Consider the following 16,067-nt stretch of genomic DNA (forward strand, 5'->3'; position numbering starts at 1 on the left):
CATGAAAATCGCGGTCGCCGCGGAGTCTGACAAGGCAGAACCGCGTGTTGCGGGCACGCCGGAAACCGTCAAGAAGCTGATCGGGCTCGGGGCCGAGGTCTCGGTCGAGCCCGGCGCCGGCATTCATTCGGGGATTCCCGACAGCGAATATGCCGCAGCCGGTGCGACCGTCACCAAGGACGCGGTCAGGGGCGCGGACGTGGTCCTGCGCGTGCGCCGGCCGCGGGCCGACGAGCTGATCGACTATCCGCAGGGCGCGATACTCATCGCGCTGATGGACCCTTACGGCAACGAAACCGCCCTCAACGCGCTGGCGAATGCCAGGGTCACCGCTTTCGCCATGGAATTGATGCCGCGGATCACCCGCGCCCAATCGATGGACGTCCTGTCGAGCCAGGCCAATCTCGCCGGCTATCGCGCCGTGATCGATGCGGCGGCCGAATATGGCCGGGCGCTGCCGATGATGATGACGCCGGCCGGTACGGTGCCGGCGGCCAAGGCATTCATCATGGGCGTCGGCGTTGCCGGCTTGCAGGCGATCGCCACCGCGCGGCGGCTCGGCGCCGTGGTGACCGCGACGGACGTGCGTCCTGCGGTGAAGGAGCAGGTGCAGAGCCTTGGCGCGAAATTCATCGCCGTCGAGGACGAGGAATTCAAGCAGGCCGAGACCGCCGGCGGCTATGCCAAGGAAATGTCGAAGGAGTATCAGGCGAAGCAGGCCGCGCTCATCGCCGATCACATCAAGAAGCAGGACATCGTCATCACTACGGCGCTCATTCCCGGGCGGCCGGCGCCGAAGCTTGTCACCGAGGAGATGGTGGCGTCGATGCGGCCGGGGTCGGTCATCGTCGATCTTGCGGTCGAACGCGGTGGCAATGTCGAGGGGGCAAAGCCCGGTGCGGTGGTCGAGATCAATGGCGTGAAGATCGTCGGCCACCTCAACATGCCCGGCCGGCTCGCGGCGTCGGCTTCGGCGCTCTATGCCAAGAATCTCCTGACCTTCCTCGAAAGCCTGATCGACAAGAAGGAAAAGAAAATTGCGATCAACTGGGACGACGAGATCGTCAAGGGCACGCTGCTGACGCGCGACGGCAAGGTCGTGCATCCGAATTTCCAGCCGAAGGCCTGAGGGGCGTAACGCATGGACCACGTCGATCCCTTTGTCTTCCAGTTCTCGATTTTCGTGATGGCGGTGTTCGTCGGCTATTACGTGGTGTGGTCGGTGACCCCCGCCCTGCACACGCCGCTGATGTCGGTAACGAACGCGATCTCCTCGGTCATCGTCGTCGGCGCGCTGCTCGCGGTCGGCGTGCCGATCATGGAATCCGGTACGACCGTGGCGCGGATCCTCGGCTTCGTCGCGCTGGTCTTCGCCTCGATCAACATCTTCGGCGGCTTCCTGGTCACGCAGCGCATGCTGGCGATGTACCAGAAGAAGGAAAAGAAGTGACGACGTCATGCTGACCAACATGAAAAATGACGTCGTCATGGCCGGGCTTGACCCGGCCATCCACCCGGTATCGCACGACATCTTTTCGATGGATGCGCGGGTCGGGCCCGCGCATGACGGAGCTGGGCGATGACTCCGAACCTTGTCGCGCTCTGCTATCTGATCGCCGGCGTCCTGTTCATTCTGGCGCTGCGCGGGCTGTCGTCCCCGGAAACCAGCCGGCAGGGCAACCTGTTCGGCATGGTCGGCATGACGATCGCCATTCTGACCACGCTCGCCGCGCACCCGCCGGCGGGCGGCGTCGCCTGGCTCCTCGTGATCCTCGGTATTGCGATCGGCGGCGGCATTGGCGCGGTGATCGCGCGCCGCGTGCCGATGACGGCGATGCCGGAACTGGTGGCCGCGTTCCATTCGCTGGTCGGCATGGCCGCGGTCCTCGTCGCCGCGGGCGCGCTCTACGCGCCGGCCGCCTTCGGCATCGGCTCTGTCGGCGCCATCAAGGGCGCGAGCCTTGTCGAGATGTCGCTCGGCACCGCGATCGGCGCCATCACCTTCACCGGATCGGTGATCGCCTTCGCCAAGCTGTCGGGACGCATGAGCGGCGCGCCGATCATGCTGCCGGCGCGGCACGCCATCAATATCGCCCTCGCCATCGCGATCCTGATCCTGATCGTCTGGCTGGCGCGCAGCGAAAGCCATGCCGCGTTCTGGCTGCTGGTGATCGCGTCCTTCGCGTTCGGCGTGCTGATCATCATCCCGATCGGCGGCGCCGACATGCCGGTCGTGATCTCGATGCTCAATTCCTATTCGGGATGGGCCGCGGCCGGCATCGGCTTCACGCTCGGCAATTCCGCGCTCATCATCACCGGCGCACTGGTCGGCTCCTCGGGTGCGATCCTGTCCTACATCATGTGCAAGGGCATGAATCGCAGCTTCATCTCGGTGATCCTTGGCGGTTTCGGCGGCGAGGTGGCCGGACCGGGCGGCGGCGGCGAGCAGAAGCCGGTGAAGCTCGGGTCGGCCGAAGACGCCGCCTACATCATGAAGAATGCCAGCAAGGTCATCATCGTGCCGGGCTATGGCATGGCGGTGGCACAGGCGCAGCATGCGCTTCGCGAAATGGCCGATGCCCTGAAGAAGGAAGGCGTCGAGGTCAAATACGCGATCCATCCGGTCGCCGGCCGCATGCCGGGCCACATGAACGTGCTGCTGGCCGAAGCCAATGTTCCCTATGACGAAGTGTTCGAACTCGAGGACATCAATTCGGAATTCCCGCAGGCCGACGTCGTCTACGTGATCGGCGCCAACGACGTCACCAACCCGGCCGCGGAAGACGATCCATCCTCGCCGATTTACGGCATGCCGGTGCTGCAGGTGTGGAAAGCCGGCACCGTGATGTTCAACAAGCGCTCGCTCGCCTCCGGCTATGCCGGCATCGACAATCCGCTGTTCTACCGCGACAACACGATGATGCTGCTCGGCGACGCCAAGAAGATGACCGAGAGCATCGTCAAGGCGATGTAGCGCACGGCGCTGTCTCTTACTCTTCCAGCTTGCGAAGGTCTGTCCACTTAGCCCTCCCCCCGCGAAGCGGTGGGGAGGGTCGATCGACTGAGCCTTAAGCGCGTTCACGCACGTCTTCAACGCGCTGTGGCGAAGGAGATCGGGGTGGGGGGCTTTCTCGCGCCAAGCACGCTCTCCGTTACGGTCACAAAATTCCCCCCACCCGGCTCGCTATCGCTCGCCACCCTCCCCACCATTCGCTTCGCTCACGGGGGGAGGGAAAGAAGGCAAGCGCCGCCGGCCCTGTTGTTTGGTCCGGCGCGGGCACGCCGCAATTGCGGAAGGTGAGGGGAATGATGCGCCGAAAGACGCAGGGCATTCCTGGTGTGCCGCACGCCATCCCTGACGCGCGGCCGCCTTACGGCGCATCATTGCGGCGTTTCATCTGCATGGGGCCGCGCTTTGCACGACGCGCCTCCCGACATGCGGGAAGCGCCGGTCAGCCGGCTCCCGGCAGGGATCCCTAGTGACCCCGGGCGGTGCCCCCATGCAGCCCGGGAGCGCGGCCGACGAAACCGCGCGCGCAGGCGCCGCACCCCGCTCCATCAATCGGCGTCACCGGTTGACGCCCCTCGTTGAGCGAGGTGGACCCGTAATATGCTTTTATTCCTATCATGTCAAGCGTGAGGTTTGACCGTCGAATAGGTGGGACTTCAATCGATAGTCAGAAAACCTTCGCAAGCCCGCTTGCCACAGCGTTTCGCGCGGCTCAGTCGAACTTTCGCGACGACAATGCATCAAGAGTTCGAGGATGCGGTCGTCACCGCAAAAGCGGGAAACCCATATTGTTGAAGCGGTGGTTATGGGTCCCGCCTTCGTGGGGACGACGACAATATCTACCTCGCAACGATCGGCTGCGCTTCCAGCACCGGCTGTTTCACCGGCACGCCGGTGAACGGCGAGCCTTCCTCGAACCAGGATTGCGGCGCCGGGTGGCCCCACAGCGTCTGGCGCTGCTTGTCATGCAGCGTCCAGCGATAGGGCTCGAAATCCGGATCGACCGTCAGATAGTCCGACGTGAACAGCTCGACGCGGTGGCCATCCGGATCGCGGATATAGAGGAAGAACGCATTCGAGATGCCGTGCCGGCCCGGGCCGCGCTCCATGTTGTCGAGATAGCCCGACGAGGCCATCACGTCGCAGATATGCAGGATGTCGAGCGCACTCGCGGTCCACACGCCGATATGATGCAGGCGTGGACCGGCGCCGTTGGTGAAGGCGAGGTCATGGACGTTGCCCTTGCGATGCATCCACACCGCCCAGAGCTGCGGGTTTGGTCCCTCGGTCTCGGTATATTCGGTCAGACGGAAGCCGAGTTCGGTATAGAAATCGTAGGAGGCCTGCACGTCCGGGGTGAAGCAATTCAGATGGTCGATGCGCTGGATGCGCGCGCCCTTGTACTCGGCATATTTGCGCAGCATGCACTCGGCCTGATCCATCCGGAAATAGAAGTCGAGCGGCATGCCGTGGATGTCGCAGGTGCGCAGCGTGCGGCCCTGATGTTCGATCTCCGGAAACGAGGTCGGAAAGCCCTTATGCGCGAACCAGAAGGCGGCGCGGTCGAGATCCTCTTCGCTCGCCACCTTGTAGCCGAGCGCCGGAATCGTGGCGTCGTTCTGCTTGCGCAGCACGATGGAGTGGTGATTGCGCTCCTCGACTGCGCGCAGGAAGATCGCGTTCTTGTCTTCCGCGGTCACGAGATAGCCCAGGCAATCGACATAGAAGGCGCGTGATCGGGCGAGGTCGCGCACGCCGAATTCGACATGGCTGGCGCGGATGATGTTGAAGGGCGGCGTGAAATTCGGCTTGCGGATGGGCATTGTTCTTGCGTTCTCCCTCGCGTCCCGGATGCGACGCAGCGCGTTAGCGGTGCGCCGCTGAACCGGGACCCATTTGTTCTATCGCGTCGTGGTTCCCGGCTCTGCCGCGCATCACTTCGTGCTGCGCTGCGTCCGGGACACGGGACCTAAGCTCCAATCTTCGGAATCTTGTGGTTGTCGAGTGCGATCGCGATGTTCTTCGTCTCCATGTAGAAGTCGAAGGAATAGTCGCCGCCGTCCCGGCCGATGCCGGACGACTTCACCCCGCCGAACGGCGTCGGCAGGTGGCGCACATTCTCCGAATTCACCCAGATCATGCCGGCTTCCAGCGCCTGCGCCATGCGATGCGCGCGGCCGACATCCTTGGTCCAGAGATAGCCGGCAAGGCCGTAGCGGACGTCGTTGGCAAGGGCGACCGCTTCCTTCTCGTCGGCAAAGGGGATCATGGTGAGCACCGGGCCAAAAATCTCTTCCTGCGCGATCTTCATGTCGTTGCGGGCATGAAGATAAAGCGTCGGCTCGACGAAATTGCCTTGTCCGCCATTCGCCCGGCCGCCACCGACCGCAATCGTGGCGCCGGCCTCGCGCGCGGCATTGACATAGCTCAACACCTTGTCGACGTGGCGCGGATGGATCAGCGGGCCGATCTCGGTCGCGGGATCGAGCGGATGGCCGATCCTGATCTTCTTCACGCGCTCGGCGGCGCGCTTTGCGAATTCATCGTAGATCGACGCGTCGACCAGCGCGCGGCTGGACGACGTGCAGCGTTCGCCGTTCAGCGAGTAGATCATGAACAGGCAGGCATCGAGCGCGCGATCGATATCGGCATCGCCGAACACGATCACCGGATTCTTGCCGCCGAGTTCGAAATGCACCCGCTTCAGCGTCGCCGCGCCCTGCCGCATGATGGCGGAGCCGGTCGCGCTCTCGCCGACAAAGCCGATCGCCTTGATGTCGGGATGCTCGGTCAGCGCCTTGCCGGCTTCCTCGCCCATGCCGTGTACGACATTGAGCACGCCGGCGGGCAATCCCGCCTCGAGGCAGATCTCCGCGAGAAGCTGCGCGGTGAGCGGCGACCATTCCGCCGGCTTGTGGACGACGGTGCAGCCTGCCGCGAGCGCCGGCGCGATCTTCCAGGTCGACAGCATGAACGGTGTATTCCAGGGCGTGATGACGCCCACGGGCCCGATCGGCTGGCGGATGGTGTAGTTCAGATGCGTGTCGGTCGGCAGCGACAGCCCGTCATTCGCGGACGGTGCGCGATCCGCATAGAAGCGGAAATTCTCGGCGCCGCGCAACGCCGCCTTCGACATGTAACGGATCGGTTGTCCCGTATCCATGCACTCGACGTAGGCGATCTCGTCGGCGCGCGCGACGATGGCATCGGCGATCTTGTGCAGGATCGCGCGGCGTTTTTCGCCGGAGGTGTGGGCCCAGTTGGTGCGGAAGGCTTTCATCGCCGCCTTCGCCGCGCGATCGATCTCGGCGGCGCCGCCGCGCGCGACCTTTGCGATGGTCGCGTTGTCGACGGGCGAGGCGGTCTCGAAGGTCTCGCCGCTCCCGGTATCCGGCTTGCCGTCGATCAGATGCGGCACGGTCCCGCTGCGGAAGCGCGCGAGGTGCTTTTCGGCAAGGGCGATGGTGTCGGTCAATGTCGTCGTCATCGGGCGTATCCGTGCACAGTGTGACTTCCTCCCCCCTTACGGGGGAGGGTTGGGGAGGGGTCAATCGGATTGGAAAAGACCCCACCCGAATGCCCGCGCCAAAGACGCGCTTATGGCGCCGGCAATCGACCTCCCCCTTTCAGGGGGAGGTAAAGAAAGCGCGCTATGCTGCCTTTTCGCTCTTGCGCAGCGTGTCGCGTCGCAATGTGAGCTGGGTGATCTCGTGCATTTCGAGGGCGAGCTGCATCGGGTGCTTCTTCAGCGTCGCATCCAGCGATTTCTCGGCCGCGGCCATCAGCATGTCGGCGACTTTCTGGTAGGCCTCTTTCGGCCGGCCTTCGCGCATGCGCACGATGATATGGACGAAGGCGTTCTCCGGGTTGCGGTCGGCGACGCAATAATGTTCCCGGCGCATGGCGCGGGTGCGGATGCCTTCGAGCGGGGCGTGTCCGGAATCGATCATGGCCTGATGCAGCGCGTTCAGGAGGCCCTGCACATCCATCGAATTATCGAGATTGGCCGAATATTCCACCATCACGTGCGGCATGACATCCTCCTTGTCGCCGGCGCCCTTGATCTTGCCGGTCCTTCCGTGTCGTGTCAGGGCCGTTGACGGGCCCCGGCGGAGACAATTAACATGTTAATCATTTCGCCCGGCGTCGCGTCAAGCCGGTTGTCTCTGCAAACAAGAGCGTTTATCGCCGCTGAAAGTCCGATTTGGGAGGTCCTGCCATGCCGTTGCCGCTGGAGCGTATCAAAGGCTCGATCCCGCCGCTCCTTACCCCGTTCAGGAATGGCGAGGTCGATTACGACGCCTACGCGAAGCTCGTGGAGATGCAGATCCGCGACGGATCGCACGGCATTCTCGTCAACGGGACGACCTCGGAACCGGCGTCGCTGACCACCGAGGAGCGCAATCGCCTGGTCACGCTCGCGGTCGAGGTGGCGAAGGGGCGCGTGCCCATCGTCGCCGCCACCGGTTCGCAGGCGATCTGGGAGACGCGCATCCTCACCGAACATGCGGCGAAGGCCGGCGCCGACGCGCTGCTGATCGTCACGCCCTATTACACGCGGCCGCCGCAGCGCGGCATGGTCGCGTATTATCTCGAGGTGATGAAGGGCATCGACCTGCCGTGGATGATCTATCACATCCCCGGACGCGCCGCGATCGACATCAAGATCGACACCGTGAAGGAGCTGCGCGACAAGTCGCCGAATTTCGTCGGCATGAAGCACGCCTCGCTCGATCTCGACTTCGTCACCGAATGCCTCGCGGCGGCCGGCCATGATTTCAAGATCTTCGTCGGCCTCGAAGAGCTGTCGTTCCCGATGATGGCGATCGGCGCGTGCGGTCTGATGAACGCGGTCGGAAACCTGCGCCCGCGCGTCCTGTCGGATCTGTGCGAGGCGGTGTGGCGCGGCGATCTGAAAACCGCGCAGGATCTGCATCACCAGCTGCACGGTCTCAACAAGGCGATCTTCTACGACACCAATCCGATCCCGATCAAATACATGGCGAAGCGGCTCGGCATCATCGATCGCAACGAGCACCGCCTGCCGATGGCGCCGGCGACGCCCGAACTTGAAAAGCGGCTCGATGGTGTCTTGGCACGCGCCGGCCTGTTGCGAAGCGAGGCGGCGGAATAACGGAAGCCGTTCTGCGCGTGCGGGACGGACTTGAGAAAAACAGAGAGAGCGGGATCGGAATGAAACTCGTCAGCTACAAACTGGGGGGCACGCCGGGCTGGGGTGTCGTCGTCGATGACCGGGTCATCGATATGCGCCAGCGCCTGCCGCGCTACCACACGCTGCTCGACGTGCTGCGCGCCAGCGCCATGGACGAGGTGCGTGAGGCCATCGTGGATGTCAGGCCGGATTACCGGCTCGACGAACTCGAATTGCTGCCGCCGGTCGTCGCGCCCGAAAAAATCCTCTGCATCGGCGTGAATTACGCGAACCGAAATGATGAATACAAGGACAACTCGGACCTGCCGAAGAATCCGAGCATGTTCTTCCGCACGCCGGGCTCCTTCGTCGGTCACGGCGCGCCGCTGATCCGTCCGCCGGAATCTCCGCAGCTCGATTACGAGGGCGAGATCGTTCTCATCATCGGTACGGAATGCCACCGCATCGCGGCGGAGGACGCGCCCCGTTACATTGCCGGCTATACGCTCTGCAACGAGGGTACGATCCGCGACTGGGTGCGGCACGCGAAATTCAACGTTACCCAGGGCAAGAATTTCGATCGCTCCGGTTCGATCGGTCCATGGATGGTGACCGCCGACGAGATCGAATACGGCAAGCCGATGCATCTCGTGACCAAGGTCAATGGCGAGGTGCGCCAGGACGACACCACCGCCAACCTGATCTTCGATTTCGGCTATCTGCTCTCCTACATCACCATCTTCACCACGCTGAAGCCCGGCGACATGATCGTGACCGGCACGCCGACCGGCGCGGGCGCGCGGTTCGATCCGCCGAAATGGCTGAAGCCCGGCGATGTTGTGGAAGTCACGGTCCCCGAAATCGGCACCCTGGTGAATGGAGTCGAGGACGGCTTATGAATGCGCGCATGCGGCCGTTCCAGCGTTCGTTGCCGATGCAGCTAATGCTGGCGCGGGAAGCGGTGATGCAGCGCTTTCGTCCGCATCTGAACGCGCATGGTCTGACCGACCAGCAATGGCGCATCGTCCGCGCTCTGAACGAGGTGGAGACGATGGACATCGCAGCGCTTGGCCGCGCCTGCTGTCTTCACACCGCGTCGCTGTCGCGCAGTCTGCCCAATCTCGAAGCCGCCGGGCTGATCTCGCGCCGGGCCAACAAGCAGGATCAGCGGCGCGTCAGCGTCTCGTTGACGGCAAAGGGGCGCCACCTATTCGAAGCCGTCGCCCCGCAATCCGAGGCGATCTACGCGCAGCTGGCGCAGGATATTGGTCCGGCCCGGCTCGAACAGGTCTATGCGCTGCTCGATGAAGTGATCGGCCGCCTTGAAAAGCCGCGGCCGGCCGCGAAGTCGGCTGCCGCGCGGTCGCGCAACGCGGTGCGGCGCGCCAAGGCGAGTTAGGTCTCCTCCCCGCCGTTTCGCGCGCGAGAGGAAAAGGACATACTTTATTCACCAGAAGGGCGCGAGCATCGGACCATGGGTGAGTTCAGCAACAAGGTGGTCGTCGTCACCGGCGGCAGTCGCGGCATCGGGCGCGGTATCGCCGAGGCGTTCGCGCGCGAGGGCGCGCAAACTGTGATCGCGGCGACCTCGGAACGCAATCTCGCCGCGGCTGCCGAAGCGATCGCCGCGACGGGCGGGCCGAAGCCGGTCACCGCCGTGCTGGATCTGCGCAAGCTCGAGGATTGCCAGAAGCTGCATGCGCTGGTGAAGAAGGGTCTCGGTCGCTGCGACGTGCTGGTCAACAATGCAGGCGCAACGCGCGCCGGCAATTTCCTCGAATTGACCGACGAGCTTTGGCAGGACGGATTCGCGCTGAAATTCTTCGGCTGCGTGAGGCTGTCCCGGCTGTTCTGGCCGATGCTGAAGGAGGCGCGGGGCTCGGTGGTCAATATCGGCGGCGGCGCCGCCCGCACGCCGGGCGCCGAATTCACCATCGGCGCATCCTGCAACGCGGCGATGGCGAATTTCTCCAAGGCGCTGTCGCGGCTCGGGATGAAGGACGACGTGACGGTCAACATCATCCATCCGGGCCTGACCGAAACCGACCGCATCCAGGACCTGTTCGCCCAGCGGGCCAGCGCGGCCGGCAAGACCATCGACGAAATCCGCGTCGAGGCGGTTGCGCGTGACGGGATCAACCGGATGGCGACAGCGGCCGATGTCGCGGCGCTGGCGGTGTTCCTGTGCAGCGCCAAGGGGCGCCATATCCAGGGCGCGGCGATCCCGGTCGATGGCGGCGCGACCCCGGGATTTTATTAGGCGGATTCCCTTCTCCTGAACGGGGAGCGACAGGCGGAATAGCGCTGCGACCCAGGTGTTCCCCTTCCCAAGTGGCGCGCCGACGCGCTGCATAACGGGGGGACTGCCATGATCGCACGCATCGGGCTGACACGCTTCTCCGCCACAGCTCTCATTGCCATCTGCCTCGCGATGCCTGCTTTCGCGCAGGACAAGCCGGTCCGCGTCCGCGGCGAGATCGTTTCGCTCGACGGCTCGTTGATGACCGTGAAGGCGCTCGATGGCAGCGACCTGAAGATCAAGCTCGCCGACAATGTCGGCGTCTCCGGGATCGTCCCGTTCAGGATCGAACAGATCAAGCCGAACGATTATATCGGCGTGTCGTCGATCCCGCAGCCGGACGGCACGCAGCGTGCGATCCATGTTCATGTGTTTCCCGAAGCGTTGCGCGGCGTCGCCGAAGGGCATTTCCCCTGGGACAACCAGCCGCAAAGCATGATGACCAACGCGACGGTGCAGGAGACCGTGTCCGGTGTCGACGGACAGACCATCTCGGTCAAATACAAGGACGGCGAGAAGAAGATCGTGGTGCCGAAGGACGCGCCGATCGTGACCTATGTGCCGGGCAGCGTCGCCGACCTGAAACCCGGTACGAAAATCTTCATCGTCGCAGCCGTCCGACAGCCGGATGGCACATTCAGTGCGGCGCGGGTCAATGTCGGCAAGGACGGCCTGACGCCGCCGATGTGAGCGGGACTATCGGGGCGCAAGCAGCGCCAGCGCCTGCTGCAACGGCAGCGGCAGGGCGACCGGCTTGCCGCTCGCGCGATCGACATAGACATGGACGAAATGGCCCTGCGCGGAGGCACTCTCGTCGTCGCCGCGGAAGATGCCGATTTCATAGCGCACGCTCGATGTGCCGCGATGCGCGACCCGCAACCCCGCCGTCACCGTGTCGGGGAAGGCGAGCGGCTTGAAGTAATTGCATTGCGTCTCGACGACGAGACCGATCACCGCGCTCGATGCGATGTCGAGCGCGCCTTGCTCGATCAGATAGCCGTTCACCACGGTGTCAAAGTAGGAATAATAGGTCACGTTGTTGACGTGGCCATAGACGTCGTTGTCCATCCAGCGCGTTGGAATGGCACGCAGGTAGGGATAGGCGGAGCGGCGTTCGGGCGAAGGGCGGGTCATGGCGCAGATTGTGCCGAACGCACGCGCAAAGACAATGCGAACATCAGCGCGATGTTGAGAATGGCAAAGGCGGTCAGGATCGCGAGCGTCGGCGAGATGCCGAGGCGTTCGATGGCGAGCGCGCCGATCGCGGGCGCCACCGCCTGGACGACGAGGCTCGGCATGGCGATGCGGCCCATCAGTTGCGGGTAGCGGATCGCGCCGAAGATCGCGAGCGGCAGCGTGCCCCGCGCGATCCAGGAAATGCCGTAGCCGCCGGCATAAAGGATCACCGCGAGCGCGACCACCGGCCAGCCGGAGAGGAGCAGGAGGAGGCCGATTGCCATCAGCGTGACCGATCCCATCAGCGTCCAGGCCGGGTGATAGCGGGTGCCGAACAGGCTTTCGACCATGCGCGCGCCGACCTGGGCCGGGCCGAACAGCGTGCCGAGCGCAACGGCGGCGGCGAAGTCGAGGCCGCGGGCCTGCAGCACGATGAGCAGATGCACGACGATGATCGAGCCGATCCCGGCGACGATCGACAGGATCAGCGCCAGCAGGATCAGGATTGCGGTTTCGCGGCGATCAGCGGTAACAGGGGCTGCCGCTGCCCGTTCGCTGGCGTTTGCGGGTTCTTCTTCAGCGTTGGCTGGTTGACGCATCGCATAAAGCTGCAGCGGCAGCGCCAGCGACAGATGCAGGGCGGCATAGACGAAGCAGGTGCCGCGCCAGCCGATGCTCTCGACGAGGAATGCGCTCAGCGGCCAGCACACGGTCGACGCAAAGCCGCCGAACAGGGTGAGATGCGTGATCGGTCCGCGCGCGGCCTGTCCATACATCCGGCCGAGCGCGGCGAAGGCCGCGTCGTATAGCCCCGAGCCCATGCCGAGACCGACAATCAGCCAGGCGAACAGGTAGACCGGAAGGTTGGGCGAAAGCCCGATACCGGCAAGGCCGGCGGCGAACAAAAGGGAGCTAGCAGCGAGAACGGGTCGTCCCCCGTGTTGGGCGATCAGCGTGCCGACGCGCGGCGAGATCACGCCGCCAACGAGGAGCCCGAGCGAGACGCCGCCAACGACCGCCGGCAGCGGCCAGCCGGTGTCCTTGACGATCGGTTCGGCCAGCACCGCGGGAAAATAGAAGGACGAGCCCCAGGCGAGAATCTGGGCGATGCCGAGACAGATGACGGTGAGAAAAGGGCTGTGCGTCCCGGCCTTCATGACGCTCAAGCTTAGCGGCCGCGGCCGATTGACGAAAGCGCGCGGTGGAGCGCGCCCGGCGTCGTCCGAGCGCGCAATCTCGACCGGCGATGGCGACCTTGCTAGCTTTCGTCGCAGGTTCGACGAAACGAGACGCCTCGACAGAGAGATACGGACCATGGACGTGCACGAGCAGCACCGGCGTCCGGCGCCGCGGCGCAGTCCCGTTCGACGCATCGCCGCTGCGATCGTGCTGAGCGCCTTGTTGTTTGGGCTGCTTTGGCTGGCGGCGGTCGGCTTCGTCACCTCCCTGCTGATCGCGTCCGGCTGTTGCGTGGTTGTGATCGCGGCGAGCTCGGTTCTGGATGTTATCGAGATGATACTCGATGCCATCGCAGCCGTGATCTTCGGCATATTCGCGGCGATCGCCGCGCTGTTTGCCGCGCTGTTCGCGCTGTTCGGTTTCTGAGAGGAATCGTGGGCTGCTGCCCGCGATGCCCACGCGCGGGCGTATGTGCGCAATGTGCGCAGCCTGACTGCAATGTGCGCCGCTTGACGCCGCTCGCTTCTCTCCAAAAGATGCCGGTTGCGTGGCGCGTCGTCGCTTGAGGTCACGCCCATCATAATCAGGAGGAAACCCCGATGCGGATCGCGTGCCTTGTTGCGGCGGCGCTGCTTTGTTGTGCAAGCGTTGCGCACGCCCAGGACTATCCGAGCCGGCCGATCACCATCCTCGTCGGGGTCGCGCCGGGCGGCGTCACCGATCTTGCCACGCGCGCCTATGCCAATGCGGTGTCGAAGAACACCGGCTGGAAGGTCGTGGTCGAGAACCGCACCGGTGCCGGCGGCGCCGTTGCCGCGACGGCCGTGCAGAATGCGGCGCCGGATGGCTACACATTGCTGACGGTCGTGGGCGCGCAGCTCGCCTCCATTCCGGCGATGCAAAATCCGCCGCCCTTCGATCCGATCCGCGGCTTCAAGCCGGTCGCGCTGACCTTCCGTCTTGCGCAGCTTCTTGCGGTGCCGGCGGATTCACCGGCGAATACGCTTTCGGAATTGCTTGCGCTCGCGAAGAAGAAGGATGGCGGCTTGTCGTTCGGCACGCCGGGCGCGGGGAGCCCCGCGCATCTCCTCGGCGCCAAGATCGCACTCGCGACCGGCACGCCGATGCAATACGTGCATTATCGCGGCGGCCCGCCGATGATGGCCGATCTCATCACCGGGCGGATCGATTTCGGGCTGATGTCCTATATCGCCGCGAAGCCCCAGATCGACGACAAGAAGCTGAAGGGCCTCATCATCGATGCGGAAGCGCGTATCGCGCAAATCCCCGATGTACCGACCTTGATCGAGGCCGGGCTCGCCAAGGAGCGCGTCGCGAACTGGTTCGGCATTGCCGCACCCGCCGGGACGCCGGATGCCATCGTGAAGACGCTGCATGCGGAATTCGCGCGGGCCTCGCACGACCCCGATGTGATCAAGCAGCTCAGCGCATCGGGCGCGCAGGCCGCGACCAGCACGCCCGAGGAAATGGCGCAGCTCGTCTCCGACGAGGTCGCTTCGATGGGGCCGCTGATCAAGGCGCTTGGTTTGCGGAAAGACTAGCCCGCCGACGCATCATCCGCAGCAACGCCGGTGCGGATGGCGTAGAGCACATTCAACTCCTCGCCCGCGGGTGGCACGACATCCGCGGGCGCATTCGCGATCAGGCGGCAGCCCTCGCCGGCGTCGAGGCGCAGCTGAAGATCGGCAAAGGCCAGCTGCACCGGCTCTTCGCCGAAATTGATGAGCCCCCACATGTCCGCGGTCGCGACCTGCCCGGCGGCGTCCTGAACCAGAAGCTCGCAGACGGCGTCTGCGGGCGGCGCGAAATCCTTGAATGTCAGGAAAGCGGCGACGTCGTCGGAGAAGCTGATGAAATCGCCTTGGCCTTCCGCGGCTTCCTCATTCAGCATGGCCCAGAAGCGGCTGCGCAAATGCATCGGCACCGAAAACAGAAAGATGCAGCTGCCGTCGTCTGCGGGCGGCTGTGTCGTCAGCGCGGCCAGCTCCTCCCCGTTCGGGGCACGCCAGCCGTCACTGCCTTGGACAAGCAGCCGATCCGACCAGGAGCCCTTGCAGTGGAAATTCGGCGCGATCGCAAAAGTCGCCTTCACATCATCGCCTTCAGTCGTTCGAACTTGTCGAGCGCAATGTCGAAGGTCGCCTTCTTGTGCAGGCGGCAGGACAAGGTTTCGGTCGTCGCGAAATCGCCATTCTCGAAATACTTGTTGCCGGGCGGTCCGCCGCCGCAGAACGGATAATAGCGGCAGCTCTCCTTGCACGCCTCCACGCCGCGGCGGATTTCGTCGTCCAGCGCGATGAAACGCGGCATCGCCAGTATGGATTCAAGCGTGTCGGTCGCGACATTGCCGAGCGCGAAGCTGCCGAGGCGCGGGCTGCTGAGCCCCAGCAATTCCGGCGAATAGGTCGAGAAATTCCCCGCGCAATCGACGTTGAGAATGCCGAATGGCCGGCATTCCTGCGTCCGTTGGCTAAGCTCTTCGCGGTGAGCGATGGAATTGCGCGAAGCCTCGAATTCACGCACTCGCAGCGGCGGATCGGATTGGAACGCAAGATCCATGAAGCGCGAATAGAAGCGGCGGAAGCGCGCTTCCATGCCGACGCCAGCGAGGGAGGAGGTGACGTGCGGGCCTTCGATTTCCTCGACGTTGAAGGCGACGTCGGTGATGCCGTGCTCGATGTAGAAGTCGTACAATTCGTCCGGGTAATCGAGCGACGCCGACGTCAGCACCGTGATCACATCGAAGAAGATTTCATGCTCGCGCAGCTTCTGCATGCCGCGCAGCACGCGATCCAGGGTGCCGCCGCCGTTGCGGACGACCCGGTGGCGGTCGTTGAGAAACGCAGGACCGTCGACGCTGACGCCGAGCTGAATGTTGCGGCGACGGATGAAGTCGCACCAGGCGTCATTCACCAGCGTGGCGTTGGTCTGGAAGGACTGGGTGATCGGGAATCCGCTGGTGTTGCATTTTTCCAGCAGAACCGTCGCCTGCTCATAGAACGATGCCGGCAAAACCATCGGTTCGCCGGCATGCCACAGCAGGGTGAAGGGTTGGGTGACGAGGCCCGAGGAAAAGACCCAGTTGAAGGTCTTTTCCAGTGTTTCGAACGTGATCTTCCGCTTGTCGAGCCGGTCGGGAAGATAACAATAGGTGCAGTCGAGATTGCAGAACGGGGTCGGCTGGACAACAAGCAGTTCCAGTGGACCGACCTGATCGGCAGAAATCATCG

At 64.2% G+C, this 16,067-nt stretch carries 18 protein-coding genes; 11 read left to right on the forward strand and 7 right to left on the reverse strand.

Annotation, left to right across the window (positions count from 1 at the left end; genetic code table 11):
• Position 1: 1 nt before the first annotated feature.
• The 4 genes from VN004_RS06250 to VN004_RS06265 are packed head-to-tail and all read left to right on the forward strand — an operon-like array spanning position 2 to position 2,974.
• On the forward strand, positions 2–1,129 hold the full coding sequence (locus VN004_RS06250) for a Re/Si-specific NAD(P)(+) transhydrogenase subunit alpha (RefSeq protein ID WP_325608072.1): 1,128 nt from the start codon (positions 2–4) through the stop codon (positions 1,127–1,129).
• A gap of 12 nt (positions 1,130–1,141) precedes the next feature.
• Positions 1,142–1,450: a proton-translocating transhydrogenase family protein gene (locus VN004_RS06255; RefSeq protein WP_325608073.1), complete on the forward strand. Its 309-nt coding sequence runs from the start codon at positions 1,142–1,144 to the stop codon at positions 1,448–1,450.
• A gap of 7 nt (positions 1,451–1,457) precedes the next feature.
• Positions 1,458–1,583: a hypothetical protein gene (locus VN004_RS06260; protein ID WP_325608074.1), complete on the forward strand. Its 126-nt coding sequence runs from the start codon at positions 1,458–1,460 to the stop codon at positions 1,581–1,583.
• Positions 1,580–2,974, forward strand: coding sequence for an NAD(P)(+) transhydrogenase (Re/Si-specific) subunit beta (locus tag VN004_RS06265; RefSeq protein WP_325608076.1), 1,395 nt, complete (start codon positions 1,580–1,582; stop codon positions 2,972–2,974). Before VN004_RS06260 ends, VN004_RS06265 begins: the two co-directional genes overlap by 4 nt.
• A gap of 875 nt (positions 2,975–3,849) precedes the next feature.
• Here the strand turns inward: VN004_RS06265 and hpaD are convergent.
• The 3 genes from hpaD to VN004_RS06280 form a co-directional block, all read right to left on the reverse strand.
• Positions 3,850–4,833: a 3,4-dihydroxyphenylacetate 2,3-dioxygenase gene (gene hpaD, locus VN004_RS06270; protein ID WP_325608078.1), complete on the reverse strand. Its 984-nt coding sequence runs from the start codon at positions 4,831–4,833 to the stop codon at positions 3,850–3,852.
• 146 nt (positions 4,834–4,979) lie between these two features.
• Complete coding sequence (gene hpaE, locus VN004_RS06275) at positions 4,980–6,497, reverse strand: 5-carboxymethyl-2-hydroxymuconate semialdehyde dehydrogenase (RefSeq protein WP_325608080.1); 1,518 nt, start codon at positions 6,495–6,497, stop codon at positions 4,980–4,982.
• A gap of 163 nt (positions 6,498–6,660) precedes the next feature.
• The gene (locus tag VN004_RS06280) at positions 6,661–7,044 is read right to left on the reverse strand and encodes a 5-carboxymethyl-2-hydroxymuconate isomerase (protein ID WP_325608082.1); all 384 of its coding nucleotides are present in this window, start codon (positions 7,042–7,044) and stop codon (positions 6,661–6,663) included.
• Between the two features lie 185 nt (positions 7,045–7,229).
• Between VN004_RS06280 and dapA the strand changes: the two genes are divergently transcribed.
• From dapA to VN004_RS06305, 5 genes are all read left to right on the forward strand, one after another.
• On the forward strand, positions 7,230–8,144 hold the full coding sequence (gene dapA, locus VN004_RS06285; protein ID WP_325608084.1) for a 4-hydroxy-tetrahydrodipicolinate synthase: 915 nt from the start codon (positions 7,230–7,232) through the stop codon (positions 8,142–8,144).
• A gap of 59 nt (positions 8,145–8,203) precedes the next feature.
• Complete coding sequence (locus VN004_RS06290) at positions 8,204–9,061, forward strand: fumarylacetoacetate hydrolase family protein (protein WP_325608086.1); 858 nt, start codon at positions 8,204–8,206, stop codon at positions 9,059–9,061.
• Positions 9,058–9,561 carry a homoprotocatechuate degradation operon regulator HpaR gene (gene hpaR / locus VN004_RS06295; protein ID WP_325608088.1) on the forward strand — a complete coding sequence of 168 codons (504 nt, stop codon included), beginning with the start codon at positions 9,058–9,060 and terminating at the stop codon, positions 9,559–9,561. Before VN004_RS06290 ends, hpaR begins: the two co-directional genes overlap by 4 nt.
• A 75-nt stretch (positions 9,562–9,636) precedes the next feature.
• Positions 9,637–10,422 (forward strand): SDR family NAD(P)-dependent oxidoreductase, encoded by a 786-nt coding sequence (locus VN004_RS06300; RefSeq protein WP_325608090.1) that lies wholly within the window; start codon positions 9,637–9,639, stop codon positions 10,420–10,422.
• A 108-nt stretch (positions 10,423–10,530) separates the two neighbouring features.
• Complete coding sequence (locus VN004_RS06305) at positions 10,531–11,151, forward strand: hypothetical protein (RefSeq protein WP_325608092.1); 621 nt, start codon at positions 10,531–10,533, stop codon at positions 11,149–11,151.
• A gap of 6 nt (positions 11,152–11,157) precedes the next feature.
• Here the strand turns inward: VN004_RS06305 and VN004_RS06310 are convergent, their stop codons facing one another.
• A complete protein-coding gene (locus VN004_RS06310; RefSeq protein WP_325608094.1) occupies positions 11,158–11,595 on the reverse strand; it encodes an acyl-CoA thioesterase in 438 nt (145 codons plus the stop codon).
• Positions 11,592–12,794: an MFS transporter gene (locus tag VN004_RS06315; protein WP_325608096.1), complete on the reverse strand. Its 1,203-nt coding sequence runs from the start codon at positions 12,792–12,794 to the stop codon at positions 11,592–11,594. Before VN004_RS06315 ends, VN004_RS06310 begins: the two co-directional genes overlap by 4 nt.
• A gap of 157 nt (positions 12,795–12,951) precedes the next feature.
• On the opposite strand from VN004_RS06315, the gene VN004_RS06320 reads away from it, so the two are divergent.
• Both VN004_RS06320 and VN004_RS06325 read left to right on the forward strand, forming a co-directional pair.
• Positions 12,952–13,242: a hypothetical protein gene (locus VN004_RS06320; RefSeq protein ID WP_325608098.1), complete on the forward strand. Its 291-nt coding sequence runs from the start codon at positions 12,952–12,954 to the stop codon at positions 13,240–13,242.
• A gap of 173 nt (positions 13,243–13,415) precedes the next feature.
• Positions 13,416–14,378, forward strand: a complete 963-nt coding sequence (locus VN004_RS06325) for a tripartite tricarboxylate transporter substrate binding protein (protein WP_325608100.1) — start codon at positions 13,416–13,418, stop codon at positions 14,376–14,378.
• Here the strand turns inward: VN004_RS06325 and VN004_RS06330 are convergent.
• Together VN004_RS06330 and grrM are read right to left on the reverse strand one after the other, a co-directional pair.
• Positions 14,375–14,929 (reverse strand): hypothetical protein, encoded by a 555-nt coding sequence (locus VN004_RS06330; protein WP_325608102.1) that lies wholly within the window; start codon positions 14,927–14,929, stop codon positions 14,375–14,377. The two genes, VN004_RS06325 and VN004_RS06330, sit on opposite strands and share 4 nt — an antisense overlap.
• Positions 14,926–16,065 (reverse strand): cyclophane-forming radical SAM/SPASM peptide maturase GrrM/OscB, encoded by a 1,140-nt coding sequence (grrM, locus tag VN004_RS06335; RefSeq protein WP_325608105.1) that lies wholly within the window; start codon positions 16,063–16,065, stop codon positions 14,926–14,928. Before grrM ends, VN004_RS06330 begins: the two co-directional genes overlap by 4 nt.
• Between the last annotated feature and the right edge of the window lie 2 nt (positions 16,066–16,067).

The sequence above is a fragment of the Pseudorhodoplanes sp. genome, assembly GCF_035565855.1.
Lineage (GTDB): Bacteria > Pseudomonadota > Alphaproteobacteria > Rhizobiales > Xanthobacteraceae > Pseudorhodoplanes.

Coding starts and splice junctions, on each gene's coding strand:
- VN004_RS06280 (WP_325608082.1), bottom strand. CDS start 7,044: ATGCCGCACGTGATGGTGGAATATTCGGCCAATCTCGATAATTCGATG.
- VN004_RS06290 (WP_325608086.1), top strand. CDS start 8,204: ATGAAACTCGTCAGCTACAAACTGGGGGGCACGCCGGGCTGGGGTGTC.
- VN004_RS06255 (WP_325608073.1), top strand. CDS start 1,142: ATGGACCACGTCGATCCCTTTGTCTTCCAGTTCTCGATTTTCGTGATG.
- VN004_RS06300 (WP_325608090.1), top strand. CDS start 9,637: ATGGGTGAGTTCAGCAACAAGGTGGTCGTCGTCACCGGCGGCAGTCGC.
- dapA (WP_325608084.1), top strand. CDS start 7,230: ATGCCGTTGCCGCTGGAGCGTATCAAAGGCTCGATCCCGCCGCTCCTT.
- VN004_RS06260 (WP_325608074.1), top strand. CDS start 1,458: ATGCTGACCAACATGAAAAATGACGTCGTCATGGCCGGGCTTGACCCG.
- VN004_RS06315 (WP_325608096.1), bottom strand. CDS start 12,794: ATGAAGGCCGGGACGCACAGCCCTTTTCTCACCGTCATCTGTCTCGGC.
- VN004_RS06325 (WP_325608100.1), top strand. CDS start 13,416: ATGCGGATCGCGTGCCTTGTTGCGGCGGCGCTGCTTTGTTGTGCAAGC.
- hpaD (WP_325608078.1), bottom strand. CDS start 4,833: ATGCCCATCCGCAAGCCGAATTTCACGCCGCCCTTCAACATCATCCGC.
- grrM (WP_325608105.1), bottom strand. CDS start 16,065: ATGATTTCTGCCGATCAGGTCGGTCCACTGGAACTGCTTGTTGTCCAG.
- VN004_RS06310 (WP_325608094.1), bottom strand. CDS start 11,595: ATGACCCGCCCTTCGCCCGAACGCCGCTCCGCCTATCCCTACCTGCGT.
- VN004_RS06265 (WP_325608076.1), top strand. CDS start 1,580: ATGACTCCGAACCTTGTCGCGCTCTGCTATCTGATCGCCGGCGTCCTG.
- VN004_RS06320 (WP_325608098.1), top strand. CDS start 12,952: ATGGACGTGCACGAGCAGCACCGGCGTCCGGCGCCGCGGCGCAGTCCC.
- hpaR (WP_325608088.1), top strand. CDS start 9,058: ATGAATGCGCGCATGCGGCCGTTCCAGCGTTCGTTGCCGATGCAGCTA.
- hpaE (WP_325608080.1), bottom strand. CDS start 6,497: ATGACGACGACATTGACCGACACCATCGCCCTTGCCGAAAAGCACCTC.
- VN004_RS06305 (WP_325608092.1), top strand. CDS start 10,531: ATGATCGCACGCATCGGGCTGACACGCTTCTCCGCCACAGCTCTCATT.
- VN004_RS06250 (WP_325608072.1), top strand. CDS start 2: ATGAAAATCGCGGTCGCCGCGGAGTCTGACAAGGCAGAACCGCGTGTT.